At 63.5% G+C, this 25432-nt stretch carries 22 protein-coding genes, 1 tRNA gene and 2 pseudogenes; 20 read left to right on the top strand and 5 right to left on the bottom strand.

Annotation, left to right across the window (positions count from 1 at the left end):
• Positions 1–117: 117 nt before the first annotated feature.
• From GWQ44_RS10410 to GWQ44_RS10400, 3 genes are all read right to left on the bottom strand, one after another.
• Positions 118–399, bottom strand: a complete 282-nt coding sequence (locus GWQ44_RS10410) for a peptidylprolyl isomerase (RefSeq protein ID WP_007924449.1) — start codon at positions 397–399, stop codon at positions 118–120.
• A gap of 120 nt (positions 400–519) precedes the next feature.
• Positions 520–1611 (bottom strand): 3-deoxy-7-phosphoheptulonate synthase, encoded by a 1092-nt coding sequence (locus GWQ44_RS10405; RefSeq protein ID WP_275927239.1) that lies wholly within the window; start codon positions 1609–1611, stop codon positions 520–522.
• A 347-nt stretch (positions 1612–1958) separates the two neighbouring features.
• On the bottom strand, positions 1959–2093 hold the full coding sequence (locus GWQ44_RS10400; RefSeq protein WP_260620545.1) for a hypothetical protein: 135 nt from the start codon (positions 2091–2093) through the stop codon (positions 1959–1961).
• Between the two features lie 158 nt (positions 2094–2251).
• On the opposite strand from GWQ44_RS10400, the gene GWQ44_RS10395 reads away from it, so the two are divergent.
• The 6 genes from GWQ44_RS10395 (at position 2252) to GWQ44_RS10370 (ending at position 6831) form a co-directional block, all read left to right on the top strand.
• Positions 2252–3007, top strand: a complete 756-nt coding sequence (locus tag GWQ44_RS10395) for a carbon-nitrogen hydrolase family protein (protein ID WP_275927238.1) — start codon at positions 2252–2254, stop codon at positions 3005–3007.
• Positions 3007–3459 (top strand): GNAT family N-acetyltransferase, encoded by a 453-nt coding sequence (locus GWQ44_RS10390; RefSeq protein ID WP_275927237.1) that lies wholly within the window; start codon positions 3007–3009, stop codon positions 3457–3459. Before GWQ44_RS10395 ends, GWQ44_RS10390 begins: the two co-directional genes overlap by 1 nt.
• A gap of 171 nt (positions 3460–3630) precedes the next feature.
• Entirely contained in the window at positions 3631–4272 is a 642-nt protein-coding gene (gene uvrY / locus GWQ44_RS10385) for a UvrY/SirA/GacA family response regulator transcription factor (RefSeq protein ID WP_011061841.1), read from the top strand.
• Position 4273: 1 nt separating this feature from the next.
• Complete coding sequence (gene uvrC / locus GWQ44_RS10380) at positions 4274–6097, top strand: excinuclease ABC subunit UvrC (protein ID WP_103742164.1); 1824 nt, start codon at positions 4274–4276, stop codon at positions 6095–6097.
• Positions 6098–6129: 32 nt separating this feature from the next.
• A complete protein-coding gene (gene pgsA, locus GWQ44_RS10375) occupies positions 6130–6690 on the top strand; it encodes a CDP-diacylglycerol--glycerol-3-phosphate 3-phosphatidyltransferase (protein ID WP_011061839.1) in 561 nt (186 codons plus the stop codon).
• A 65-nt stretch (positions 6691–6755) separates the two neighbouring features.
• Positions 6756–6831, top strand: a tRNA-Gly gene (locus GWQ44_RS10370).
• A 304-nt stretch (positions 6832–7135) separates the two neighbouring features.
• Here GWQ44_RS10370 and GWQ44_RS10365 read toward each other — a convergent pair.
• Positions 7136–7447: pseudogene (locus tag GWQ44_RS10365) on the bottom strand (IS3 family transposase); the annotation flags it as partial.
• A gap of 226 nt (positions 7448–7673) precedes the next feature.
• Between GWQ44_RS10365 and GWQ44_RS10360 the strand changes: the two are divergent.
• Both GWQ44_RS10360 and GWQ44_RS10355 read left to right on the top strand, forming a co-directional pair.
• Positions 7674–9320: a hypothetical protein gene (locus GWQ44_RS10360; protein ID WP_275927236.1), complete on the top strand. Its 1647-nt coding sequence runs from the start codon at positions 7674–7676 to the stop codon at positions 9318–9320.
• Positions 9321–9332: 12 nt separating this feature from the next.
• Positions 9333–10094, top strand: coding sequence for a serine protease (locus tag GWQ44_RS10355; RefSeq protein ID WP_275927235.1), 762 nt, complete (start codon positions 9333–9335; stop codon positions 10092–10094).
• A gap of 279 nt (positions 10095–10373) precedes the next feature.
• Here the strand turns inward: GWQ44_RS10355 and GWQ44_RS10350 are convergent.
• Positions 10374–10524, bottom strand: a pseudogene (locus GWQ44_RS10350) (IS30 family transposase); the annotation flags it as partial.
• 85 nt (positions 10525–10609) lie between these two features.
• Here GWQ44_RS10350 and GWQ44_RS10345 point away from each other — a divergent pair.
• The 12 genes from GWQ44_RS10345 to GWQ44_RS10290 all read left to right on the top strand — a co-directional run bounded on the left by GWQ44_RS10345 (position 10610) and on the right by GWQ44_RS10290 (position 25428).
• Positions 10610–11395: an NAD-dependent deacylase gene (locus GWQ44_RS10345; protein ID WP_275927234.1), complete on the top strand. Its 786-nt coding sequence runs from the start codon at positions 10610–10612 to the stop codon at positions 11393–11395.
• Between the two features lie 168 nt (positions 11396–11563).
• Complete coding sequence (locus GWQ44_RS10340) at positions 11564–13417, top strand: LodA/GoxA family CTQ-dependent oxidase (RefSeq protein WP_275927233.1); 1854 nt, start codon at positions 11564–11566, stop codon at positions 13415–13417.
• Positions 13414–14568 (top strand): NAD(P)/FAD-dependent oxidoreductase, encoded by a 1155-nt coding sequence (locus tag GWQ44_RS10335; protein ID WP_275927232.1) that lies wholly within the window; start codon positions 13414–13416, stop codon positions 14566–14568. Before GWQ44_RS10340 ends, GWQ44_RS10335 begins: the two co-directional genes overlap by 4 nt.
• Before the next feature lie 323 nt (positions 14569–14891).
• A complete protein-coding gene (gene speD, locus GWQ44_RS10330) occupies positions 14892–15311 on the top strand; it encodes an adenosylmethionine decarboxylase (RefSeq protein WP_275927231.1) in 420 nt (139 codons plus the stop codon).
• 305 nt (positions 15312–15616) lie between these two features.
• Positions 15617–17116 (top strand): alkaline phosphatase family protein, encoded by a 1500-nt coding sequence (locus GWQ44_RS10325; RefSeq protein WP_275927230.1) that lies wholly within the window; start codon positions 15617–15619, stop codon positions 17114–17116.
• The gene (locus tag GWQ44_RS10320) at positions 17116–18930 is read left to right on the top strand and encodes a radical SAM protein (RefSeq protein WP_275927229.1); all 1815 of its coding nucleotides are present in this window, start codon (positions 17116–17118) and stop codon (positions 18928–18930) included. Before GWQ44_RS10325 ends, GWQ44_RS10320 begins: the two co-directional genes overlap by 1 nt.
• A 3-nt stretch (positions 18931–18933) precedes the next feature.
• A complete protein-coding gene (locus GWQ44_RS10315; protein WP_092313894.1) occupies positions 18934–20061 on the top strand; it encodes a radical SAM protein in 1128 nt (375 codons plus the stop codon).
• Positions 20051–22282, top strand: a complete 2232-nt coding sequence (locus GWQ44_RS10310; RefSeq protein WP_016967074.1) for a fatty acid--CoA ligase family protein — start codon at positions 20051–20053, stop codon at positions 22280–22282. The genes GWQ44_RS10315 and GWQ44_RS10310 overlap by 11 nt, the downstream gene beginning before the upstream one ends.
• Positions 22279–22533: a phosphopantetheine-binding protein gene (locus tag GWQ44_RS10305; protein ID WP_016967073.1), complete on the top strand. Its 255-nt coding sequence runs from the start codon at positions 22279–22281 to the stop codon at positions 22531–22533. The genes GWQ44_RS10310 and GWQ44_RS10305 overlap by 4 nt, the downstream gene beginning before the upstream one ends.
• A gap of 119 nt (positions 22534–22652) precedes the next feature.
• On the top strand, positions 22653–23978 hold the full coding sequence (locus tag GWQ44_RS10300; RefSeq protein WP_208605263.1) for an aminotransferase class I/II-fold pyridoxal phosphate-dependent enzyme: 1326 nt from the start codon (positions 22653–22655) through the stop codon (positions 23976–23978).
• Entirely contained in the window at positions 23975–25039 is a 1065-nt protein-coding gene (locus tag GWQ44_RS10295) for an OsmC family protein (protein WP_085057525.1), read from the top strand. The genes GWQ44_RS10300 and GWQ44_RS10295 overlap by 4 nt, the downstream gene beginning before the upstream one ends.
• Entirely contained in the window at positions 25024–25428 is a 405-nt protein-coding gene (locus GWQ44_RS10290; protein WP_016967070.1) for a VOC family protein, read from the top strand. Before GWQ44_RS10295 ends, GWQ44_RS10290 begins: the two co-directional genes overlap by 16 nt.
• Positions 25429–25432 lie beyond the last annotated feature (4 nt).

Here is a 25432-nt window from a genome sequence, read left to right as displayed (position 1 = left end):
GCCGGGTGATCGATGACCACGATTTGTACGCTAGCGGCCTGTGACTGGCCAGCCGCTTTTACAAGCGCAACGGCCCACCAGGAGGCGGGCCGTTGAGCAGACGCAAGCGCGAGGGGATCAGTCCTGGCGGCTGGTGACTTCCAGCAGGTGGTAGCCGAACTGGGTCTTCACCGGGCCTTGCACGACGTTGACCGGAGCGCTGAACACCACGGTGTCGAATTCCTTGACCATCTGGCCCGGGCCGAAGGAGCCCAGGTTGCCGCCGTCGCGGCTGGATGGGCAGGTGGAGTTCTTTTTCGCGACTTCGGCGAAGTCGGCGCCGGCTTCGATCTCGGCTTTGAGTTCGTTGCACTTGGCTTCGCTGGCAACCAGGATGTGACGGGCAGTGGCTTTGGCCATGGATGTTGCTCCTTTCAAGAAAGTTGAGAGCCTACCGGATTCAGGTGGCTATTTCTTGTCAAAGTTCCTGCAAAGCGTTGCCGCCCGGCGCTTGCGCGGGCGGCGGGTGTGGGGCGCTGCTCAGGCGGGGACGGCAGCGACCTTGTCTGCCTGCTGCAGTTGTTGCGCGGCAGTGCGCAGCAATTGCTCGGTGGCGGCCCAGCCCAGGCAGCCGTCGGTCACCGAGACGCCGTAGCGCAGCTGGCCGCTCAAGGGCTGGCAGCCTTCGAACAGGTGGCTTTCCAGCATCACGCCCATCAACGAGCGATCGCCTTGCAGGCGTTGCTCCAGTACCTCGTTGAACACTGCCGGCTGGCGCAATGGGTCCTTGCCGCTGTTGGCGTGGCTGCAATCGACCATGATCCGCGCCGGGATCTTCAGCTTGTGCAGGTCGCGCTGGACCTGGGCCACGCTCTGGCGATCGTAGTTCGGGCCGCTGTGGCCGCCGCGCAGCACCAGATGAGTGTCGGGGTTGCCCGAGGTCTGGATGATCGCCGGGTGGCCCTGGCTGTCGACGCCGAAGTGACGGTGCGGGTGCGCCGCCGAACGCATGGCGTCACAAGCGATGGCCACGCCGCCGTCGGTGCCGTTCTTGAAGCCCACGGGCATTTCCAGACCGCTGGCCATTTCGCGGTGGATCTGCGATTCGGTGGTGCGGGCGCCAATCGCGACCCAGCTCAGCAGGTCGTCGAAGTAGCCGGCGGCCATGGGCTGCAGCAGTTCGGTGGCGATCGGCAGGCCCAGGCGCAGCATTTCGCGCATCAGTTCCCGGGACAGGGTCAGGCCACCGGCCATGTCGTCGCTGCCGTCCAGGTCCGGGTCGTAGGCCAGGCCTTTCCAGCCGACGGTGGTGCGGGGCTTTTCCACGTAGGCGCGCATCACCAGGAGCATCTGCTCGCTGACCTCTTCGGCCAGGCGGGCCAGGTTAGCGGCGTATTCCAGGGCCGATTGCGGGTCGTGGATGGAGCAGGGACCGACGACCACCAGCAGGCGTGGGTCGCGACCTTCGAGAATGGCGCGCACCGCCAGGCGGTGGTTGGCAACTTGCTGGCTCAAGGCCTGGGACAACGGCAGTTGCTGCTTGAGCTCCAGGGAGCTGGGCAGGCGCCGGGTCAGGGGTTCATTGGCGCTGACTTGGGCGGACAGGGGCAGAGCGGATACGGACGAGTTCATGTGCGGTCTTCCTGGGCGGGCGGCGGGATATGCCCCGCGCGCGGCCCTACTGGGGTGTTCGACAATTGGCCGTACTGGCCATCAGTGTGCAATTGCCACCGGTAGGTGACCGATCGGAGGCGGCAGGCTGTCCCGAGCGGAGGCTGCTAAATCGCCAGGCGGAAAACATGTCGTAGCGGTAATAGGTGGCGTAGTTCATGGGGCAATCCTCGGTAAGTTCGGTGTGTTGCGTAAAAGTCGTGGTTAAAAACGTCGAGCCTGAAAAAACAAAACCCCCGGTCGGGAGGCCGACCGGGGGTTGAGATTTCTCTGGTAGGCGACCCGTTAAAGTGGGCGCCGGTTGGGTATCAGGCGCGCCAGTGGCTAAACCAATACCCAAAATAAAAGTTGACCGGAGCCAGGGTGCCGTTGACCCAGGCCGCCGCAACCGAACGCAGTGCGCTGGCGGTGTGGCGATGCAGGAAAAGGGTCTGGGACAGCATGGGGTTTCTCCGTGAAGTGGGGCGAGCTTACTAGAGGCCAGGGCCGCGATTCAATCAGTAATTTCTATGGACGCTGTTGTCTCGGGCGATGGATTAAGCCCAGCCAGGATTTATGCCACACTCGCCGCTCCCCCTCGTTGCCCCGCCCAGGAATCTCCATGACCGTGCTGACCCTCGCTGCCGCCCAATCGGTGTCCATTGCTGGTGACTGGCTGGGGAATCTGGCCCGGCATCAGCATCTGATGCGGCTGGCGGCGCAGCAGGGAGTGCAGGTTCTGGTGTTTCCCGAGCTGTCCCTGACCGGTTATGAGCCACAGTTGGCCGCGCAACTGGCGCTGGCCCCGGATGCCCCGCAACTGCAGCCGTTGCGGGATCTGGCCCGGGAGCTGCAGCTGACGGCGGTGGTGGGCTTGCCGATTCGCCTGGTCGAGGACGGGCCGGTGCTGATCGGGGCGCTGGTATTGGCCGCCGATGGCTCGTTGGCGCTGTACAGCAAGCAGCATCTGCATGCCGGGGAGGAGCGCTTTTTTGCCCCGGGCAGCGGCGGGGCGCCGCTGCAACTGGGGGAGGAAAAGCTGGCTCTGGCGGTGTGTGCGGATTTTTGTCAGGCCAGTCATGTGCAGGCCGCGGTGGCTACCGGTGCCGGCATCTATGCCGCCGGGGTGCTGATCAGCGAGGGCGGTTATGCCGCCGACAGCGCCTTGTTGCAAGGCTATGCCCGGGACTACGGCATTGTGCTGCTGATGGCCAATCATGGCGGTCCCAGCGGAGGCTGGGCCTGTGCCGGGCGTAGCGCGATCTGGGGCCGTGACGGCCAGTTGCTGGGCGCCGTGGAGGGGGTTGGCGAAGCGCTGCTGATTGCCCGCTGCGTTGCCGGGCAATGGCAGGCCCAGGTTTTGCCGGTGGCCGGCTGATGAATGCACTGCAATTGCGTCCGGCGTCAGCGGCCGACCTGACCTTCGCCCGGGACCTGACCCGCTCGACCATGCTCGGCTATTACATTCGTAATGACCTGCTGTGGCTCGATGAGGCGTTCGATGTGGCCTGGGCCGGTCGCGAGAACCTGCTGATCTGCCAGGCAGGCGAGGTGCTGGGTTATGTCAGCCTGAGTCGGGACCTGCGGGCCCTTTATATTCGTGAATTGCACGTGCTGCAGGCCTGGCGCGGGCGCGGGGCTGGCGCCTGGACCCTGGCGCGGCTGCTGGAAACGGCGCGCCAGGAGCACCTTGGTCTGTTGCGCCTGACCGTGTTCAAAGGCAACCCGGCGCAGCGTCTGTATGAACGGATGGGATTGACGGTGGTGGGGGAGGAGGAATGTTTCTGGCGTATGGAGCGTCCAACTGTCGCAGGCCCCCGACTTGGGTAGATGACCCCGGGCGGCCGGGGCCTTGAGCCGCAACGCCGTGTGCTGTGTGGCAGGCGGCGGCGCTTTATCGCTCGCTGATGAATTTTATATAGCGCTTGTGATTAGGTTTGTACGGCGCTTTTTTGCTAAGGTGTCCGGCAACCTTTAAAGACCAAATCGCGAGGTGTCTGCTTGATTAGGGTGCTAGTAGTCGATGACCATGATCTCGTTCGTACGGGCATTACACGAATGTTGGCTGACATCGATGGCCTGCAAGTAGTCGGGCAGGCGGAGTCAGGGGAAGAATCCCTGCTCAAGGCGCGGGAGCTGAAGCCCGATGTCGTCCTGATGGACGTCAAGATGCCCGGGATCGGAGGTCTTGAAGCCACGCGCAAACTGCTGCGCAGCCATCCGGACATCAAGGTCGTGGCGGTGACGGTCTGCGAGGAAGACCCGTTTCCGACTCGCTTGCTGCAAGCCGGCGCAGCGGGCTACCTCACCAAGGGCGCGGGCCTCAACGAAATGGTCCAGGCGATTCGCCTGGTATTTGCCGGTCAGCGTTACATCAGCCCGCAGATTGCCCAGCAACTGGTCTTCAAATCGTTTCAACCTTCCAGCGACTCGCCGTTCGACGCTCTGTCCGAGCGTGAGATTCAGATTGCGTTGATGATTGTCGGCTGCCAGAAAGTGCAGATCATCTCCGACAAGCTGTGTCTGTCGCCGAAAACCGTGAACACCTATCGCTATCGAATTTTCGAGAAGCTCTCGATCAGCAGCGATGTCGAGCTGACGTTGCTGGCGGTTCGTCATGGCATGGTCGATGCCAGCCTCTGAAATGACCGACCTGTTTGATCCCAGCGCTTTTCTTTCTACCTGCAGTGGCCGTCCTGGCGTGTATCGCATGTTCGACAGCGATGCACGCTTGCTGTACGTCGGTAAAGCCAAGAACCTGAAAAACCGCCTGTCCAGCTACTTCCGCAAGACCGGCCAGGCACCGAAGACCGCCGCCCTGGTGGCGCGTATCGCCCAGATCGAAACCACCATCACCGCCAACGAGACTGAAGCGCTGCTGCTGGAGCAGACGCTGATCAAGGAATGGCGGCCGCCCTACAACATTCTGCTGCGCGACGATAAGTCCTATCCCTATGTGTTCCTTTCGGACGGTGATTTTCCGCGATTCAGCATCCATCGTGGGGCGAAGAAGCAGAAGGGCAAGTACTTCGGGCCTTACCCCAGCGCCGGCGCCATCCGCGAAAGCCTCAGCCTGTTGCAGAAGACCTTCATGGTTCGCCAGTGCGAGGACAGCTACTACAAGAACCGCACGCGGCCTTGCCTGCAGTACCAGATCAAGCGCTGCAAGGGGCCTTGTGTCGGCCTCGTGGAGCCTGAAGTGTATGCCGAGGATGTGCGCCACTCGGTGATGTTCCTGGAAGGGCGCAGCAATGCCCTGACCGATGAACTCTCCAGCGCCATGGAAGCGGCCGCCGGCACCCTGGATTTTGAAAAGGCCGCCGAACTGCGGGACCAGATCTCCCTGTTGCGCCGGGTCCAGGACCAGCAGAGCATGGAAGGCGGCACCGGCGATGTGGATGTGGTGGCCGCGTTCGTCAACCCGGGCGGCGCCTGTGTGCACCTGATCAGCGTGCGGGGCGGGCGGGTGCTGGGCAGCAAGAACTTCTTCCCCCAGGTGGGTATCGAGGAAGACGTGGCGCAAGTCATGTCGGCCTTCCTCGGCCAGTATTTTGTCAGCAGCCCGGAGCGCGACCTGCCCTCCGAGCTGATCGTCAACGTGGTGCATGAAGACTTCCCGAGCCTGATCGCCGCCATCGATGAATTGCGCGGTCGCGAGCTGACCATCAGTCACCGGGTCCGCGGCACCCGGGCGCGCTGGCAGCAACTGGCGGTGACCAATGCCGAACAGGCCCTCAGTGCCCGCCTGGCCAACCGTCAGCATGTCGCGGCGCGATTCGAAGCCCTGGCCGAAGTGCTGAACCTGGACGAGCCACCGCAGCGCCTGGAGTGCTACGACATCAGTCACTCAAGCGGCGAGGCCACCGTGGCCTCCTGCGTGGTGTTCGGCCCGGAAGGACCGCTGAAATCCGATTACCGGCGCTACAACATCGAAGGCGTCACGGCTGGCGATGACTACGCGGCCATGCATCAGGCCCTGACCCGACGCTTCAGCAAGCTCAAGGAAGGCGAGGGCAAGCTGCCGGATATCCTCCTGGTGGATGGCGGCAAGGGCCAGTTGTCCATGGCCCGTGACGTGCTCAACGAACTGGCGGTGCCGGACCTGATCCTTCTTGGCGTCGCCAAGGGCACCACGCGCAAGGCCGGTTTCGAAACCTTGTACCTCAATGATGCGGCCCACGAGTTCACCCTCAAGGGCGATTCCCCGGCCCTGCATCTGATCCAGCAAATCCGCGATGAAGCTCACCGCTTCGCGATCACCGGTCACCGTGCCCGACGCGGCAAGACCCGGCGCACCTCGACCCTGGAAGGGGTGGCGGGCGTCGGGCCGAAGCGTCGACGTGATCTCCTTAAACATTTTGGTGGATTGCAGGAACTGTCCCGTGCCAGCATCGACGAGATTGCCAAGGCACCGGGAATCAGTAAAAAGCTCGCAGAGTTGATTTATGCAAACCTGCACAGCGAGTAGAATGCCCAATCACCTCGTAGCCAGTTGTGCCGATGAATATCCCGAATCTGATCACCGTTCTACGCGTCCTGCTCATCCCGATTTTCATATTGCTGTTCTATTTGCCCTATAGCTGGAGCTACATGGCAGCCAGTTCAGTGTTTGCCTTCGCGGCCGCCACGGACTGGCTGGACGGGTACCTGGCGCGACGCCTGCAGCAGAGCACGCCGTTTGGCGCGTTCCTTGACCCTGTGGCCGACAAGCTGATGGTGGCGGTGGCCCTGGTGCTGCTGGTGCAAGAGCATCACAACCTGTGGCTGACCTTGCCCGCGGCGGTGATCATCGGTCGTGAAATCGTCATCTCGGCGCTGCGCGAGTGGATGGCCGAGCTCGGCGCCCGCGCGCAGGTGGCGGTTTCGAACATGGGCAAATGGAAAACCGCGGCGCAGATGCTGGCGCTGGTGATTTTGCTGGCCAATCCCTCGGACTTCAGTTTCTGGGTGCTGGTGGGTTACGCCTTGCTGTTGGCGGCAGCGGGCCTGACCTTGTGGTCCATGCTGCAGTATCTGCGGGCCGCCTGGCCGCACCTGAAAACGGACAACGAGAAAAAATAAGTTTTTTTGAATCAAAGGCTTGACGCGCATTCGGATTTCTATAGAATGCGCAACACCAAGACGTTGCGGGAATAGCTCAGTTGGTAGAGCACGACCTTGCCAAGGTCGGGGTCGCGAGTTCGAGTCTCGTTTCCCGCTCCAAACATAGCGCTGTAGAGTTCCACGAATTCTGCAGCGATCGCAAAAAGGACCTTCGGGTCCTTTTTGCGTTTCTGCGGTTTCAACTGAAGTCCAGCATCATCCAGTGTTTTTAAGTCCTAAATTGAGTCCCGAATGAGAGTCTTGAATTCGGACGCGCACTGAATCGGTTTGTTGCTGGAGCCGCTTGGATAGCGAGATGAGCATTTGGTCCTGACTCTGATCAGGAGCTCGCTATGGCACTATCGGATTCCATCGTTCGGCAAGCCAAAATTGCCGGCAATGATGACTCCCTCGGCGACGCAGATGGTTTTCCTCCGTACTTTCCAGGGCGTCGTCGATATCCCGTCTGAGAGCGCAGACCTTCAAGGCGCATCAATCTCGCCACACGATGCCGACCACAATTTTCACCGACCTCGAGTAGGTCGTCGTGGATTTTGCGATAGCCATAAACTCTGCCGTTCTCTAGCCATGAGTGCTTGATCAAACCCAGCAATCGCTGGTTGTCTTTAGCGCCTGCAGATTGCGGCTCAGACAACCAGGCGTCATAACCACAGGGGTGGACTTTCAGCGTCAGGCAAAGCCGTCGAATGGAATAGTCGCCAGTGCGCTGCTTGATGATGAGAGGGCGCCGTGGACAGAAGACCTTTATAGGGTCTGCTTCTTATTGCACTAGCAGCACCGTGATTGATCGTGGCCGCACACAGACGGTTGAACACCGTTCGGCATGTCGTGGGCTTTTTTAGTGAACGTACCTTGAGAAAAACCGGACCACTGCTAGCGTACTGACAGTACTCGATGCCAGCAGTAAATGGCACCTACGCTATCTCCAGTGGGAGGTTCATATGCGCGCCAGGTTTTACTGCGGGTTTGTATTGCTGACAACCCTTATTCCCTCCATTGCCGCTCAGGCTCAAATCACCGGTTCGCTTGACTTGCCGATAGGCAATGGCGTCGGCCAGGTCGGTGTCGAGCGCATTCCCAATGAAGAATGCAGGGGGCCGACCACGATCGCTTCTGGCCCCGATGGCCAGTTGGCCATTCTGGACAGCGTCAACCATAAGATTCTGGTTGTCGGTGAAAAAGCCGCCACAGAAATCCAGTTGCCCTCCGACCTGCTTGAGCCCGTCGATCTGCTCTCGACAACATCAGGCTATCTGGTGGCTGGGGCGCTGGGCGACGTAGTGCTGGTTTCAGATGCGGCCAAGGTCATTGCGCGTACGTCCACCGACTACGACCCCGAATCGGGCACACCGCGTTTCGTGGTGCTTTCGGACAGCAGGTTCACGCTTGAGAACCTCACCGGCAAACAAGTGCCCGTCGATATCGACAGCAAACGGTTGGGCAAGCTTACTGACCCTGGCCTGCTGGCCGCGGCGTCCTTCAATTTCAAACTGGAAAAGCCCACGCTCGCCGTGGGGAACAACACACAATCCACTACTGGGTTCAAGCAGACGAGCATTGCCTCGCAGAGACGTCTGGTCGATGTACGCATGCTCTGGGCGAGCGCCATTGACGGCGCCCTGATTGCAACGCAGGAGACCGTGAAAGCGCCAGAAGAACAAAATTTTGTGCGTCTGATCAACACCGATGCCCAAGGCACGCCCACCACCGAGGCGTACGTGGCACCCGACGCCTATGCGTGCAATATCCGTCGCCCGTTCGCGCGATTGACCAGCGGTGTGGTCGTCAGCCTGTTATTCGCCAAGGATGGACTGGTCACAGTTAAACCCATGGAGTTTTCCAAAGTCGGCACTGCCGAGCCGGTGGCCATCGCCCGGTCCTCCGATGTTCAACTGATTGCCTCGCAGACAGACACCCTCAAGCAACTGGAGCAGTTGAACGGAACCAGCACTGTCGGCCTGGTGGCTCTGCAGCAAGTCAGTCGCCAGAGCATTTTGAAAAAAGCGCTTGAGGCACTGGAGCTCAAGTGGATGATGCATGCCAGGAACTACAGCCGCGATGGGGTTCCCAACCTGTGTAACCCCACAGCCAATATCTGGCACCGGCCAAGCCGGCTGGATGCGTTCTTGGAGAAAGAAGTCACCGCGATTCCCTACCGATGGGGCGGTTATGCCAGCTCACTCGAGACTTTCCGCAAACACCTCGATGACGGCAAGCTGGCGGGTTCGGATTGCACATGCCGCAATGCCGATTGCGTTTATTCCGGTGCGACGGGGCTCGACTGTTCGGGCTTCGTTTCCTATGCCTGGCAAACAGGGGCCTACTACACCACAAGCAGCCTGCCGAATGCCAAAGTCAGTACCGCGGTGCGCTGGGACGCGGTGCAACCCGGCGACATCGTGAACAAGGCCGGATCTCATGTTCGACTGCTCGAAAGCACCGCGGACGGTCCCACCGGACGCTTCCATACCGTCATCGAGTCAACCACCAAAAAGTCCTGCGGCGGTGTTTGTCGCCGGTCGTACACCGAAGCTGAACTGATGCGGGATGGCTATAAGCCTCTGTCTCGGCTTAACCTCAATCTCTGAAGGAGGCGACGCATGACCGGCATGAATCAGCTCGCGACCGCGCTGCTGTTGACGGCCATGCCTCTGGGCATGGCGCAAGCCATGGACGCCAGCTGTCTGTTCCAGCGCAATAAGGAAGCCATGACGCGCATCGATTACACCTGCATTCTGACCAATGGCGATGGCAAGTGTGAAAGCAGTGGTTCGGGTTTCATCGTGTCCGAATCGGGACTGGTCATCACCAACAATCACGTAATCAGCCCGGTGGGAAATGTAACGGTCGAATCCGAAACGATCCAAGTCAAGGTCGGCAGCCGCGGGGCTGGCAACGTCCCGGCCACCGTGGTCGCGCGTGACAAGGTCAGGGATATTGCCTTGCTGCAACTGGCGCCGCGCGACAACGGCAAGGGCTGGCAGGCTGTTGCGATCGGTACGGCAGTACCGACGCCGGTCGCGGCGCCATTGATGGCGCTGGGGTACGGCGGATGGGAGCTGTCGCTAATCCCCTCCGGTATGAAAACGGCAGAATTGGCCGAGGTCGATGGCGGCTACAAACCGTGGTGGCAAACTAACCTGGCCTTGAATGAGGGGCACAGTGGCGGCCCTGTATTTGGCAGCAATGGCACGGTCATCGGAATCTCGGTCGCCTATAAAAGATCCAGCCAGCTGGTCTCTTACGTCATCCCGATCTACTACGCCAAGCCGTTTCTTGATCAGGCTGGTGCCCGATCCGTCACTTACGGTAGTTGCGTTTCCGGCCAACCGGAAAAAGACCCGCAGTATCAAGCGTTATAAGGCCAATGACGCAGTCGAAAAACAGGGCGAGTAGCCGTCGAAGAAATCCAGCAGCCCGCAATTTTGCAGCTCGTGTCTTTTGAAGCTTGAAATGCGCTATCCACAATCCGAATTCACTGACCTGGAATCCGAGCGACGCATGAACGGGGTTTGATTCTTGCGTCGTTGGTTGAGAGTGAAGTCGCGGCCGACGAGGTTTTCCGGCGCTGGGCTGATCTCCCCGATTTCAAACTGCCAAAGAAACCCATGGACTACCGCTTGGATCTCTTGGGCACTTCAGCGAGACAGGCCTGTAACTTTTCTTGTTCGTGCCGCGCTGCCAAGGACTATGCGGATCAGCAAAGAAGACCTTCACTTCGGATTCGATGGCAAATCGAGCGAGATCCGATAGTTCCTTTCCACGATCCCAAGTCAATGATCGCCACAACTCGATCAACCGTGAGTGCCTAAGCTGGGACCATGGGGCTTTCCCATGTTTACTGAGCAGTCGTCGCTGCAGAGCCAAGGAGTATCTCGTGAGCCAAATGCAAAGAGCTGCCGATGTTCTACGCAGGTCCAAGACAATCGTTTTTTTCTCGGGCGCTGGCATCTCGGCCGAGAGCGGAATACCGACGTTTCGCGACAAACTAACCGGGTTATGGGCCAAGCACGACCCTCAACGCCTGGAAACAGCGGACGCCTTTGAGGAGAACCCAGCTCTCGTATGGGGCTGGTACTTGTGGCGGCGGCACCAGGTCAGCGGGGCAAAGCCAAACGCGGCCCACCTGTGCATTCCCCGGTTTCAACATGCCGGCTGGGAGGTGTCCGTCATTACCCAAAATATCGATGACCTGCATGAGCGGGCAGGTTCATTGGACGTGGTTCACGTTCACGGCAGCTTGATGGGGGCGAAATGCATTGCATGTCACCGGCCAGGCGAATTAACACCTGACCAACTGAGGGTTTCTGAGGAAGGACAGTGGATCGAGCCTCCTCGGTGTGAGCATTGCAACGAAAGGCTTCGGCCGGGGTTGGTCTGGTTCAGGGAGAAGCTGCCCGAGGACGCCTGGCGGTCCGCAGTACGGCTCGTGAGAGATTGTGATGTGCTGATTTCAGTGGGGACTTCCGGCGTAGTCATGCCGGCAGCTGGCATTCCGGAAATGGCGCTCGCAGCCGGGGCCGCGGTGATCCATGTCAACCTTGAAGAGGTTGGCTTGGTTGGCGCGGACGAGATAATGCTCAGAGGAAGTGCTGGCGTGGTCCTGCCCGTGCTGCTCCGAGCGGCAGGGGGAGAGGCCAGTCCCGATCACCACTCATGCTGATGCGCCCGGCGGCTCTGCCGGGCCTGTGCGTCGTCAATGTCGCGATCTTCCCCGGCGTTTTCTCGGATTCTGTCCGCAGGAGCAACGTGGATTTTGTCCTTCGCTATGCTTGATCTGCTAGGCCGATACGAACAGCGGATTGTGTTTTTCCACGGGAAGGGAAGAGCTATGAGCAAGAAGCTTGGAAATGCGGACATCGTCTACGCAAAAATTCACCCGTCCATAGGGATCGCGCGGGTCGGAAACTCCATGCAAGAGGATGGCTTCTATATCGGGCCACAGGTCGTGGAACCGGCACCGAAGCCGCCAGGGTTCTACCGGGACGCCACTGGAGCCTTGAAGCGCGAAGTCGCGGAATTTCGCCTCTACGGCTATGACGCCCATGGCAAGGTGGTTCGCGAGTTGCTGATGGAAGAGGGCGTGCAGATCAGCTGGTCGGTGGAACTGGCCAACCGCAAGGCTGCCTGGTATCGCTTTGAACTGGCGATGGATATTCCCGAGGCGCTCACGGCGCCGCCGTCGACGCGCCGCAATGCCGCGGTGAGCGAGCGCAGTACCCTGGCGATACTCCCCGGAATACGCAGGGTCGATGCCCCCAATGCCCAGGGCGCCCACTTGCGATTTGACGGTGGCACCTGTTTTGGCATCGAGGTCCCCCTGGGCGAGTTGCGCACCGATGGTTGCGGGCGCTTGAGGGTATTCGGCGGCCATGGGAAATCTGCCTCGTGCGACGGCCAGGCGCCTACGGATTTCGCCAACAACGACGGATGGTACGACGACACCAGCGACGGTCCGGTGACCGCCCGGGTCCGCCTCGGCGAGCGGGAGTTGCAGGTGGCTCCGGCCTGGGTGGTGGTGGCGCCGCCCAACTACGGCCCGCAGCAGAAATCGGTGCGGACCCTGTATGCGTTGATGACCGACGTGGCGATCCAGGCCGGACTCCTGCCCACCCCGACCAGGCCTTCGTTTCGAGATGACATCTTGCCCATCCTCAAGGCCATGTGTGACCTGCAGTGGATGAACGCCGGCTTCGCCGCCGGTTTCGGCCATGGCATGGCGCAGCATTTCCTGGACCCGGATTACCTGCACAAGCTCGCGCAGCCAGGCAGCCTCTATGCCGAAATGCGGCGCACGGTGGCCAACGCTTTCCGCAATCCGGCGGACCAGGATATTTCGCTCAAGCCCTGGCCTTGGGTATACGGCGACGCGATGGACGTCCCCATGCCGGCCTCGCCACGGGCGATGAACGCCTTGACCGCCACCCAGCTGAGAATGCTGGAGCTGTGGGCCAGGGGCGATTTCCACGCCGACTACGGCTCTGTCCACGGGCCGGTGCACAGCCTCGATCAAGTGTCCGTAACGGCACAACCGGCGATGCTCGACCGCGCCGCCCTGGAGTTCTGCCTGGCCGATGCCTTCCACCCCGGCTGCGAAATGACCTGGCCGGTACGGCATGCATCGATGTACATGGAGCCTTATCGCTGGCGCCACCGCGCCGCCGACAATCCCGAGCCGGACTACGGCAAGACGCTGACCGTGGCCGAGGCCCTGTCCTATGACGGCCCCTTGTATGCCCAGTTTCCTGGAGCGATCACCCGCTGGATGGCGATTCCCTGGCAGACCGACACCGCCAGTTGTCGCTCCGGCTACGACAAGCAATACGATCCCTATTTGCCGACCTTCTGGCCGGCCCGGGTGCCTAATCAGGTCTTGAGCGAGGAGAACTACCGCAAGGTCAGGGATACCACGCTGGATCGTGAAGAGCGCCTGGCGGCCTTTTGGCAGCGTTCCGAGTGGGACCGCACGCTGGGGGCCGGGGCCCAGCACCAATTGCAGGTGATGGTGGAACACTTTGATCGGCAGGGGATCGTCGAGGTGCGCGAGGGCGTCGCCGACGATCCGGACTTCCCGCCGGTGATGCAGGTCGAGGATCGTGGCGGTGACGACCTGAGTCGCGAGGAGCGCAAACTCACCGACAGCGGCATGCGCAGGGCCTTCATGAGCGGGACGTTGAAACCGTGAGCGCAACGGCTCGGCCAGCGCTGGAGAGCCATTGCGATGTCATCGTGTTCGGCGCCGGGCCAGCAGGCTCGGCGCTGGCCCACAGGCTGGCGCCAAGGCACCGCGTGCGAGTACTGGAGCGCAGCCTGCCGAGCCAGTCCTCGCCCGCTGCACAGGCCTGGCGCATCGGCGAGTCATTGCCCGGCGCGGCGGCGGTGCTGTTGCGCCGACAGGGGCTGCTGGAGCGTTTTCTGGCGGACGGCCATGCACCACGCGGTGCCAGTGTTTCAGTGTGGGAAACCCCGCAAGCGGTGTGGTTCGATGCCCTGCGTGACCCCAACGGCCCTGGCTGGCACCTGGACCGTGTGCGGTTCGACGCGATGCTGCGCAACGCCGCAGGCGCAGCGGGGGCGGTCTTCTCGGCCGTAGCCGGAGGTGTTCAGGTGCGGCGCGAAGGTGGGCGCTGGCAAGTGCAAGATGAACGCACAGGGCAGTGCTACAGCGCCCGGGCCCTGGTGGACGCCACGGGCCGCAGCGCGGTCCTGTGTCGAGCTCTGGGCCTGCGCCAGCAGACGCAGGACCGCCTGCTCTGCGTACATGCCCGGCTTCCGGCGCTGGCACAGGACCAGGATCGTTGCACGCGGACCTGCGCGGATGTGGACGGTTGGTGGTACAGCGTGCGCCTGCCCTCGGGCGATCGGGTGCTGGCCTACCATCTGGATGGGCGGGATCCGGCCCTGCAAGCGTTGCGCAACGGGCCGGCGCTGCTGCGCCACGCCAGGCGCCTGCCGCTGTTGGCGCCGGTGCTGCCCGAGGCTGTTGCGTCCCTGGCAACCCGGGTGCGACCGGCCGGCAGCGTGCTCTTGAATACCGCCGACGGGGTGCCGGGACCGGGCTTCTACGCCGTCGGCGATTCGCTGCTGGCTTTCGATCCGCTGTCATCCCAGGGGCTGTTCCATGCCCTGGCCTCGGCGGAAAGTGCGGCCACGGCGATCGAGGGGGAATTGGCCGGCGACCCGCGCGCCGGCCAGCACTACTTTGTGCAGATGCGCGAGGTGCAGGCCCGCTATAGCCAGCACCTGGCCGCCACTTACGCCCGGCCCGAGCGTTACCGCGAGCGCCCGTTCTGGGCGCAACGGCGTGCTCCGTTGCAGGCGCCGCCAGTGCAATGAACCGCTCCGGCGGCGGCCTTGTGCGCCGCCGCTCACGGCAAACAGGCACCGGGCGCCCTGGCGGCGATTCGGCATCAACCCTGGGGGGAGCAGTGGGGCAGAAGACCGGCGAACGGCCTGGCGCCGGCGATGAGCTGTGCAAGACGGCTCGGAAACAATTTGAATAATTTGCTCACAAACTCAAATAACCCCACGAACGTAACTGTGGATCCGCGGGCGCTGGCTGCCCCATCATCGGAGCCCTGCAAGCAGTGCAGTGGGGCTCCAGCAGCCATTTATTCACCGACCATCGCTACCCGCCTGTGTCGATACAGGGATGTCATATGAACCCGGATGCCAATGCTTTTTTTGGAAGGCACACCCTGGGCGAGCTCTATCAGATCTCTCCCGAAAAGCTCAACGACCTAGAGGCCCTGACCCGGTTACTGTGCGCAGCATCCGTCGAAGCGGGAGCCACCGTGTGCGGCACCATGACCAAGCGCTTCGAGCCCCAGGGGGCGACGGTGCTGGTGATGCTGGCGGAGTCCCATGCTTCCTTTCACACCTATCCCGAGCACGGTGCGCTGTTTCTCGACATCTTCACCTGTGGAACCACCTGCGATCCGGTCAAGGCCTTCGACTATATCTGCGCCAACCTCAAGTGCGATGTGCGAGCGATGAAGATCGTCGAGCGCGGAGCGCTGGGCGGCGACAGTCGAGCGGCCCGGCCGGCGCTGGCCAGCCAGGGGCTGCACAGTCACTGAGCAGACCCCGGGGGCAGGCAAAACGCTCGCAGGTTCGGCGGCTGATGAACAGCCGGTGAATACGCTGAGCAAGTTTGTTGCAAGTTGATGTTTGTTACAGGGGAGCTTGTTCATCCAGGCCATGTCGGTTGGTTGTGCCGCTGCCATTGAATGAACTGTCCATTTGCAAGTTGCACTGCATTTTTCAAGTTTGAAAGAGCAGAACCTTGATTGATTGTTTTTATAAGTGGTTATAGGCCAGTGGTCGGCCGGTGCCTGTTCGTAACCTGCTGTTCATTATGTTTATCTCTTGGGAGTGAGTGATCATGGAAGATCAAAAGTTGAAGTTGCTGGTCTTCGGTGTCGATGGCGCCTCCCATGCCGTGCTCCAGCAATTGATGGCGCGGGGCCTGTTGCCCAACTTCAGCGCGCTGCGTCGGCGCGCCGCCCATGGGGTACTGCAATCGACCTTTCCACCCCATACCGCACCGGGCTGGGCCTCCATGTTTACCGGGGTTTCACCGGGTGAGCACGGGATTTACCAGTTCTGGTCGACCCACAGCGCCGACTATCGTTTCCGCGCCATGAATGCCGCCGATTACGGGCGCGAACCCTGCTGGCTGACCTTGCAGCGCCATGGCCTGAAAGTCGGCGCTTATAACATTCCCATGACTCACCCGCCGGCCGACTTGCAGGGCGGCTACATGATCAGCTGGCCCCTGGCCAAGACTTTGAGATATACCGCTCCCGGCAACTTGATGCATGAACTGATGCAGGCGGGGCTGCACTATCATTCCGATCTGGTCACCATGTATCGCGGCCAGGAAGATTATTGCGAACAGGCGCGAAAGTTTATCGACGGTCGCGCCGAAACTTGCTGTTTTCTGCAAAAGAACCGTCCGGTCGATGCACTCTTCGTGGTCTTTACCGAAGTCGACCGGGTCAGTCATTACTATTGGGGCGATGCCCAGGCCCCCAGCGCGGCGGTGGAACAGTGCTACGTCGACATCGACCGGGCGCTGGGCACCTTGCTGACCCTGACCGACGACCAGACCCTGGTGGTGGTGGCTTCCGATCACGGCTTCGGCCTGTGCGAGGCCGACTTCAGCGTGCACGAATTCCTCCAGCAGCATGGCCTGCTGGCCACCTGTTTCGAACGACAGCAGGACGGAGCCGAGACGGCGCACGACGATCCGGGCGCACGCTCCTGGTTCGATGACCCCGCCAGCTACCGGCGGCTGATCGACTGGTCGCGCACCGACTTCTACATGCCCACTCCCGGCTGCTTCGGCCTTAACGCCAACCGGGTGGGGCGCGAGGCCCAGGGCCGCCTGACCGACGAGCAGTTGCCGGCCGCCGAAGAGCGCCTCAAGCGCGCCCTGGCCCAGGTGCTCGACGATCAGGGCCAGCCCTGGTTCAGGCTGGTCCGCGCCGACCAGGTCTATGCCGGTGCGCGGCTGACGGATGCCCCGGACTACCTGCTGATCCCCAGGGACTTCAGCGTCATGCCGACCCCGAGCCTCACCGGGCAAGTCTGGAGCACGCCGACCCAGCGCGGGGTGCATCGCCCCGACGGCATCGTCTTCATCCGCGGTTCGAACTTTGCGCAAGACGCCGCGCTGCAAGCGCGGATCGAAGACATCTACCCGACGATCCTCGCCCACCTGGGGCTGCCGGTGCCGGAAGGGCTCGAAGGCCACTGGCTGCTGGAACCGCCCCAGGAGCCACGGCGCGAGCCCGGGCGCAAAGGCAGCGGCGGGCCCCGCATGAGTGAAGAAGAGCAGCGCTTCATGGACAGCCAATTACAGCAAATTGGGTACTTTTAATGGAAACCGTGCCGTTCACCAACGCCGCCGAAGGGCTGATTCCCCTGACCAATCTGGCCGAGTCGCTCGATGCGCCGGCGGCCAATCCACTGCATTCCAGTGTCGACTTCCGCAAGCCGCAGCCCATGCGGGTGTGCTTCCCGGTGCTGCTCGACGGCGACCTGGTGATGAGCTCCGAGCACCTGGGCGTCAGTTACCTGGTGTCGATCCTGCGGGACCTGGGGGCCGAGTGCCTGGTGGTCGAGGTCAAGTCGATCCAGCACGGCGACGAGATCGCCATCGCCGAGGTGGTGGCTTTCAAGCCCGACCTGATCGGGTTCTCCCTGACCACGGTCACCGTCAGCCACGCCACCGCGTTCGGTGCGGCGTTGCGCGCGGCGCTGGAGCCGCGGGTGGCTTTTCTGGCCGGCGGTCCGCTGGCCACCTTCCTCGGCTCCAAGCTGTTGAGCAACCCCAACTGGAGCTTCCTCGACGCCCTGGTGCGGGGCGAGGGCGATGTGCCGCTGGTGCGCTACGTGGAAGCCTTCTGGGATCACGGCGACTACGCCTCGGTGCCTAGCCTGAGCTGGCGCGAGGAGGGCGGGTTCGTCATCGACAATCCCATCGGCAAACCGCTGCCGGAACTGGACATGCTGCCCGAGCCGGCCCGGGATCAGTTCGAACTCAACCATGGCAAGCTGCCTTACCTGCGCCTGGCCACCACCCGCGGCTGCACCGCTCGCTGCACCTTCTGCAACGCCCCCCACGCCGGCAACAAGATCAACCCCGGCAAGCTGTGGCGGGCCAGGACCCCGGACAACATCGTCGACGAAATCGAGCGCCTGTATCACAAGTACAACTTCAACACCTTCGACTTCGTCGACTCCACCTTCGAAGACCCGGGTGGCGCGCCGTTCGCCAAGCAGCGTATCGCCGACATTGCCCAGGGCGTACTCGATCGCGGCCTGAAGATTTATTACAACTGCTGCATGCAGGCCAAGAACTGGCACGCCGAGGACCAGCCGCTGCTGGACCTGCTGTACCGCTCGGGCCTGGAAAAGGTGCTGATCGGCATCGAGTCGGGTTCGCAGATCGGCCTGGACCGCTGGAAGAAGAAATCCACGGTCGAGGACAACAAGCGCGCCATCGAACTGGTGCGCGGCGCCGGCATCTACGTGGCCTTCGGCTTCATCGCCTACCACCCCTGGTCGACCTTCCAGGAGATCCGTGACAACAACCTCTTCCTGCGCCAGTACATGGGCTACAACCTGCGCCGCTACACCGTGCGCCTGGAGCTCTATCCCGGTGCCGAAGCCGTGGAGACCCTGCGCGCCGAAGGCAAGCTGCATGACGACTTCGACATCTCGCTCAACGCCCTGAGCTACGACTTCGAAGACCCGCGGGTGCGCCAGCTGTCGTCCATCAGCGCCTTGCTCTACGGCGAGAAGTACGCCTCGGAAATGGTCATCGAAAAGGAACCGGCGGTGTTCGAATTCGAGACATACGACATCGTCATGCACACCTTCATGTCGCGTCTGCGCCGGGCGGTGCTGGATGACCCCCGGGGCCTGGCGATCCTCCAGGCGGGGGAGGCCAAGGCCGCCGACCTGCGCCGGCAGATGAGCGACTTCAACTACGAGCTGATTTCCCAGATGACCGACCTGGCCGAAGTGGGAACCCTCACCGAGGCCTATGCCCACGAACGGCGGCCCCAGGTCGAGCAGTTCTACCGGGGCAAGCTCGGCGAGCTGCGCCAGGTGCAGCTGGGCATCAGCATGCAGCTGCACCGCGCGGGCCTGAGCTTGCGTGACATCCAGTTCAGCAAGGAGTCCTGAGCCATGAGCAAAGCCGAACCGGTGAACTTCCTCGGCCACAGCCGCTTGCTGGGCAACGACCTGGTGATCAACGAGGACTCCTGCAACCTGGGCTGCACCTACTGCCTGACCGGGCAGAGCAACATGAAGTCGTCCCACGAGGGCAAGTTGATCTTCCAACCGCCAGTGCATGACGTCTACAGCGAAGACAGCGAGCTGGGTCAGCGCCTGCAGACCATCGTCGAACGGGTCAACCGCACCTTCAGGCCACCGCTGCTGAAACTCACCGGCGGCGAGATCTTCATCATCAAGGGCATCATGAGCTTCATCGAGCGCATGGCGCCGCTGCACGAGGTGCTGATCGTCCAGACCAACGGCCTGCCGCTGACCCGGGACAAAGTGCGGCGCCTGGCCGAGCTGGGCAATGTCGTGGTGCAGATTTCCCTGGACAGCAGCCACTATGAGGGCAACAGCTACCGGGTCCTGTCGCCGCGCATCCACGAGATGATCATGGAACGCATCGCCATGGTCCTGGAGGCCGGCCTGCCGCTGGAAATCTACGGCGTGCTGAATGATCGCAGCGCGCCTTACCTGCGGGAGTTCGTCGAATGGTGCGCCCAGTTCGAAGACAACCCGCCGCAGCTGTTTCCCTTCCCCGTGCGCGGCCCGGACAGCGACAGCTTCAAGGTCCGGCCCGAGCAGTATCCGCTGATCGATGAGCTGTTCGAGCTGCGCGAGCGCTACCCGCAGATCCTGCCGCCCAAGGCCTACCTGGACCGCCTCAGTTCCTTCTATCACCAGGGCCGGCGCACCTGGCGCTGCCACCTGCCGCGGCTGGTGCTGTCGACCTTCAGTGACGGCGTGGCCACGCCGTGCCCGAACATCTGGTTCCACAACATGGGCAACCTGCTGGAGGACGACTGGAACAAGGCCCTGGCCCCGGTCAACCGTTCACCTTTCTATCAACTGCTGCTGGCCGAGCGGCCGCGCCTGGATGCCTGCAAGGGCTGCTTCACCCCCTGGGACACCCTGAGCCTGTACTTCGAGGACGCCATCAGCCTCGACGAACTGTGCCGCGCGCCGTCCTACGCTCCGGCAGCGGTCAGGAGCCTGCTCGAACACGCCAAGGAGGCCTATCGCCATGGTGCATGAGTGGCCTGACGACGAGCGCTGGTTCAACGAAGTGACCGCCGGCCCGGTGCTGGCCGCCTTGCCTGCCGCCGTGCGCGAGCGCTGGGCAGAGCCGCTGGCGGTGCTGGCCGCCGCTGGCCCGCAGCGCCTGTTGCTGGTGTTCGACAGTTCCCTGGAGCATGTCGCTCTGCTGCTGATGCTGCTGCAGCACGGCCTGTCGCCGCTGCTGGTGGCCAGCGATGCCCGGCCCGGGGAATTGCAGCGCTACGCGGCCCAGGCCGCCATCAGCCACTGCCTGGCGCTGGACCAGGGGCAATTGCAGGTGACCCGCCTGGAGCCGGGCAGCGGCGAGCCGGCGCAGCTGCCGCAGCGGCGTGGCCTCTATCTGCTGACCTCGGGCACCACCGGCGAGCCGTCGCTGATCTTTCGCGATCTGCAAAGCTGGCGTGACGAAGGCCTGCGCTACTGCCGCCTGCTGCAACTGGGCCCCGAGGACCGGGTGCTGTTCATCGCTCCGGTGTATCACGCCTATGCCCTGGGCTGGTTATGGGGCGCGCTGCTGGCCGGGAGCCAGGTGCGGGTCTGCAAGCCCACGGAGCTGGGGGCCGGGTTGCAGGCGTTGCGCCACTGGGCCAGCCATGCCGTGGTAACGCCACTGCTGGCCGGTCTGCTGGCCCAGCGCGGCGGACCGGGAACCCGTCCCGAAGGGCTCAAGGGCGTGATGTCCGGCGCCGGCCCCGTGGACGGCCAGCTCGACCAGCAGTTCCAGCAGGCCTTCGGCATCGGCCTGTCGCGCAACTATGGCAGCACCGAAAGCGGTGCCGTGTTTGCTGGCGTCGCGCCGTTGCCGCCGCTGTCCATCGGCTTTCCCATGCCGGGGATCGAGGTGCTGCAGCCGGGCGCGCCGGGCCAGCCCTTCGCCCTCAAGGTGCGACTCGAAGACGGGCGCCTCTATGACACCGGCGACATCGCCGAACAGAGCGCCGCCGGCTACAGCATCGTTGGCCGCGAAAGCACGGCGATCCGTCGTGGCGAGCGTTGGATCTCGCCGTTCGAGATCGAGTCGGTGCTGGGCAGCCATCCGGATGTGCAGGATTGCGCGGTGCGTGCGGTCAAGTCGGCCCAGGCGGGCAACGACCATGTCTTTGCCTTCGTGGTCTGGAACCCGCAACGCCCGTGGGACCCGCGCCTGCTGCGCGAGCATTGCCAGGCCCACCTGGCGCCGGCCAAGGTTCCCGACCGCTTCGAGCGCACGCCGCTGATCGCCCGCAGCGGCAACGGCAAGCCGCTGCTCAGCCGGCGCTATCGTCCGGCGAACAATCAGGTGCTGCTGGAGGCCGCCCATGCCTACAAGCGTTCGCAGTTGCTGCTGGCGCTGTGGGAGAGCGGGGCCTTGCAGCTCAGTGCCCAGGGCCTGAGCGTCGATCAGATCGCCCAGCGCACCGGCCTGCATGCCCACACCCTGGCGGTGGCCTTCGACACGGCCCAGGCCAACGGCCTGCTGCACGAGGCCGCGGAGGCCGAGACGCCGCAGGACCTGGAGGACCTGGCCGCGGTGCTGGACCTGGAGTCCTTCAACAGCCGCCACTGGAACCGCCTGGACGCGTTGCTGGCGGTGTTGCACGACGGCCTGGACCGGCGCGCCTTCGAACAGACCCCCAAGCACCCGCAACTGCAGCGCCGTTACCAGCGCGCGGTGGCCGGGGCAGACAAGCAACTGGCGGCCCAGCTGACCTGGCGCAAGGCCCTGCTCAAGGCCCCCAGGGCCATTGCCCTGCTGGACATCTGCGCCACCGGCGCGGTGTACACCCAGGCCTTGCTGGGCCGTCGGCGCCTGGATTGCCGGGCCAGTCGGATCGTGCAGCTGGGCGGGCTCAACCCGCCGGCGGCGGATATCCCGGTGCACAGCCACGAGGACCTGGCGCAGCTGGACGCGCGCGGGTTCGACGTGATCGTGCTCGACAACACCCTGCATCAGCCCGGGGTGGCCCAGGCCCTGCCGGCCTTGCTCGAACGCCTGGGGCCCGATGGCCAGCTGATCATCGACGAGATCTTTTTCAACGACACGGCTTCGGCGGCCGTCGGTGTGGACTGGCTGACCCATGGCGGCTGCCAGTACCCGCGGCAGGCCGAGGTGGTGACGGCGCTGGCGCGCCATGGATTCGTCGCCGAGCCAGTCTGGCGCCGCGAATCGACGATTTACCAATGCACGATGTTATTCACCAGGAGTTTAGAAAAATGACCGACACCGACCGCTTGATCAAAGTGTTCTCCAGCACCGTGGGCCGTGAACTGAACCGGGAAGACCTCTCGGGAGGGGACCTGATCGGCAGCCTCGGGCTGAACTCGATCGACGCCCTGCAACTGCTGATCCAGGTGGAAACCGAATTCGGCTTCTCCATCGAGGACAACGAGCTGTCCATCGAACTGGTCAATTCCCTGGAGCGCCTGGAGGCCTTCGTCGCCGACAAGACCCAGGCCCGGGTGGGCTGACCTGGCTGGCGGCCGATCCCGTTAGCCAAGCTCGGGCGTGCTGTTCTCGGCCCGTACCGACCAGGGTGATCCGGCATCCGCCGGATCACCCGCAAGATTCGCAAGACGAGGGAATGCGTGTGAACGACGTAAACAAGACCGCGGCGGAGTTTGCCAATCGTCCCGGCACCGACGCCCAGTTGCCCTGGCTCAACCAGTTGAACCGCCAGCGCCTGGCCGGTCCGGCGATGGCCAACAATCGTTGCCTGAACCAGGGCGAGACGGCGGCGACACTCTGTGTGCACGCCGGCACCTATGAGGACCCGGTGACCGGGGCGGTGGGCACGCCGATATTTCCCAGCACCACCTTCCGCTTCAGCCAGACCACCTACGAGTCGTTTCTGGAAGGCTATATCCGCGACATCCCGACCTACAGCCGCTACGGCAACCCGGGGCAATGGTCGGTGCAGTTGAAGGTGGCCGCGCTGGAAGGCGCGCAGAGCGCCCTGGTGCTGTCCTCGGGCATGGCGGCGATCTCCTCGACCCTGTTCGCCCTGACCAATCGCAACGGCCACATCATTTCTTCCTATGACCTGTACGGCGGCAGCTACAGCCTGCTGCACGCCGATATCGGCCAGGCCGGGCGCTCGGTGAGCTATGTCGATCCGCTGGACCTGGACGAGATCCGCCGGGCCATCCGCCCGCAAACCCAGATCATGTTCTTCGAGCTGCTGTCCAACCCGCTAATGAAGGCCATCGACCTGGTCGCCATCGCCGCATTGTGCAAACAGCAGAACATTCTGCTGGTGGTGGACAACACTTTCCTGTCCCCCATCAGTTGCCGCCCCCTGGAATGGGGCGCGGACATCGTCATCCACTCGGCCACCAAGTACCTCAACGGCCACAGCGACGCCACCAGCGGCGCCGTGGCGGGCAGTCGCAAGCTGGTGGACCGGATCTGGGCCCAGCTGCTGCGCTTTGGCGGCAGCCTCGACCCCTTCGTGTGCTTTCTCCTGGAGCGGGGCATGAAGACCCTGGCGGTGCGTATGCAGGCCCACGCTGCTGGCGCCCGGCAGGTCACGGCTTTTCTCGAACGGCACGCGCGGGTCAAGCGGGTGCATTCGCTGTACGCCCAGGACTATGCCCACCCCCATCTGTACCAGTACGCCGGCCAGGCCACCTGCGGCATGCTCAGCTTTGAACTGGAGGGCGGCGACGCCGCGGCGCTGGCGCTGCTGGAGCACCTGCGGCTGATCACCTGCGCCACCAGCCTGGGCGGCGTGGAGTCCCTGGTGAGCCTGCCGTTCAACACCTCCCACAGCGGCTTGACCCGCGAGCAGCAGACCAAGATCGGCCTCAATCCCGGGCTGGTGCGGCTGTCGGTGGGGATCGAGGATCCCGACGACCTGTGCGCCGACCTCGAACAGGCCTTGCAGCAGGTCTACCAAGGAGGCGAGCAGCCATGAGAAACGGCATGAACATCTCGGGTTTCAGCGAGATCGTCCACGAGATCCAGCAAGAGCCGGCCCAGGCGATCTTCCGCTATGGGGCCTACGCCCAGTATTCGCCTGCCGCCGGCATGCTCGCCGGGGTCGCCCCGGCGACCATCGGCCTGCTGCGCGCGCCGCGGCATTTCGAGGTGCCGATCCGCCCGAGCCCGGCGTTGCAGTGCCACGGCCTGCTGGACCCGGCGTGGCCCCAGGAACTGGCCCTGGCGGCGTTGTCCGGGTGCTTCCTGGTGTCGGCGGTTTCAGGGTTTTCCGCGCGCCGGACCACCGTCGATCACCTGTCCATGACCACCCGTGCGCAGCTGCAGGAGGCCGGCGCCGCCGCGCCCCAGGTGCGCTACGAGATCCGCTCGGGAACCGACAAGAAGCTCAGCGAGGCCCTGGAGGTTATCGAGGCGGTGAAGACCCATAGCCCCAACCATCAGACCTTCGTCCAGCCCCTGGGGCTGGCGGCGCGGCTGGTGGATGCCGGGCGCCCAGAGGACTGGCAGCGCTTTGCGCCACTGGACAGTGCCCCGGCATCCGCCGCTGCGGCGCCGGGGCAGGCCCTGAGCCTGGATTGCCAGTGGCTCTACGGCACCCAGTTGCGCGCCGACTTCGCCGGGCAGGCGCCCGAGGATCGGCGCAGTTTTCCCATCGACCAGCCCAAGCAACTGGCGGGCATCGACTGGGGCCCCAACCCCCAGGAGTACCTGTTGATGGCCATCGCCGCCGATGTGCTGGCCCAGCTCAGCCGCCGCCAGCAACTGCCCGGGGCGGTGCGCCTGGACATCCGCGCCATGGTCGACATCCGCGGCATGTGCGAGGTGGCGCCGACCCCGGTGCACCTGCAGGACATCGAGCTGGACCTGCAGGTCGAGGGCTGGCCGGCGGCGCAACGCTCCCGGCTGCAGGCGCAGTTGGCGGCGAGCATCGAGGCCTCGGTGGTCTGCGCGCTGATTCGCCACCGGGTCGCCTTCGAGTTCCAGGTCGGTGCCCGGCCACAGCCCGAGGAGGCGCGCCAATGCCTGCCCTGCTGAGTGGCTCGACCCTGTGCTTCGCCACCCTGGCGGTGCCCGATCTGGCCGCCGCCGAAGCCTTCTACGTGGAGGTCCTGGGGTTCCGCGTCAGCCGGCGCTTTGCCCCGACCCGCTGGATCAGCCTGGACGTGGACGAGCAGGGCGGTGCCGGCTTCGGCCTGATCGAGGACCCGGAGCGCCCCTGGCCATCGGCGGCGGTGATGCATGACTTGCTGGTGTCCGGGCTCGATGCACTGATCGCCCGGCTGCCGGCGGCGGCGCGGATCATCGAGCCGCCGGTGGCGACCCTCTGGGGCAGCTACAAGGCGGTGATCGAGGATCCCTTCGGCCATCGGCTCGGGCTGGTGCAGCGCGAGCCCCGGGACCCGGGCCCGCAACAGAACGACTAAGGAG

The sequence above is a fragment of the Pseudomonas sp. 3MA1 genome (genome assembly GCF_029237275.1).
Classification (GTDB): domain Bacteria; phylum Pseudomonadota; class Gammaproteobacteria; order Pseudomonadales; family Pseudomonadaceae; genus Aquipseudomonas; species Aquipseudomonas fluorescens_AP.
The sequence above is the reverse complement of the archived record's forward strand: the minus strand, read 5'-3'. Positions and strand labels throughout refer to the sequence as shown.

Excerpts from the sequence above, each read along its gene's own strand:
- GWQ44_RS10410 (WP_007924449.1), bottom strand. The coding sequence starts at position 399 with ATGGCCAAAGCCACTGCCCGTCACATCCTGGTTGCCAGCGAAGCCAAG.
- GWQ44_RS10405 (WP_275927239.1), bottom strand. The coding sequence starts at position 1,611 with ATGAACTCGTCCGTATCCGCTCTGCCCCTGTCCGCCCAAGTCAGCGCC.
- GWQ44_RS10400 (WP_260620545.1), bottom strand. The coding sequence starts at position 2,093 with ATGCTGTCCCAGACCCTTTTCCTGCATCGCCACACCGCCAGCGCACTG.
- GWQ44_RS10395 (WP_275927238.1), top strand. The coding sequence starts at position 2,252 with ATGACCGTGCTGACCCTCGCTGCCGCCCAATCGGTGTCCATTGCTGGT.
- GWQ44_RS10390 (WP_275927237.1), top strand. The coding sequence starts at position 3,007 with ATGAATGCACTGCAATTGCGTCCGGCGTCAGCGGCCGACCTGACCTTC.
- uvrC (WP_103742164.1), top strand. The coding sequence starts at position 4,274 with ATGACCGACCTGTTTGATCCCAGCGCTTTTCTTTCTACCTGCAGTGGC.
- pgsA (WP_011061839.1), top strand. The coding sequence starts at position 6,130 with ATGAATATCCCGAATCTGATCACCGTTCTACGCGTCCTGCTCATCCCG.
- GWQ44_RS10360 (WP_275927236.1), top strand. The coding sequence starts at position 7,674 with ATGCGCGCCAGGTTTTACTGCGGGTTTGTATTGCTGACAACCCTTATT.
- GWQ44_RS10355 (WP_275927235.1), top strand. The coding sequence starts at position 9,333 with ATGACCGGCATGAATCAGCTCGCGACCGCGCTGCTGTTGACGGCCATG.
- GWQ44_RS10340 (WP_275927233.1), top strand. The coding sequence starts at position 11,564 with ATGAGCAAGAAGCTTGGAAATGCGGACATCGTCTACGCAAAAATTCAC.
- speD (WP_275927231.1), top strand. The coding sequence starts at position 14,892 with ATGAACCCGGATGCCAATGCTTTTTTTGGAAGGCACACCCTGGGCGAG.
- GWQ44_RS10325 (WP_275927230.1), top strand. The coding sequence starts at position 15,617 with ATGGAAGATCAAAAGTTGAAGTTGCTGGTCTTCGGTGTCGATGGCGCC.
- GWQ44_RS10320 (WP_275927229.1), top strand. The coding sequence starts at position 17,116 with ATGGAAACCGTGCCGTTCACCAACGCCGCCGAAGGGCTGATTCCCCTG.
- GWQ44_RS10315 (WP_092313894.1), top strand. The coding sequence starts at position 18,934 with ATGAGCAAAGCCGAACCGGTGAACTTCCTCGGCCACAGCCGCTTGCTG.
- GWQ44_RS10310 (WP_016967074.1), top strand. The coding sequence starts at position 20,051 with ATGGTGCATGAGTGGCCTGACGACGAGCGCTGGTTCAACGAAGTGACC.
- GWQ44_RS10305 (WP_016967073.1), top strand. The coding sequence starts at position 22,279 with ATGACCGACACCGACCGCTTGATCAAAGTGTTCTCCAGCACCGTGGGC.
- GWQ44_RS10295 (WP_085057525.1), top strand. The coding sequence starts at position 23,975 with ATGAGAAACGGCATGAACATCTCGGGTTTCAGCGAGATCGTCCACGAG.
- GWQ44_RS10290 (WP_016967070.1), top strand. The coding sequence starts at position 25,024 with ATGCCTGCCCTGCTGAGTGGCTCGACCCTGTGCTTCGCCACCCTGGCG.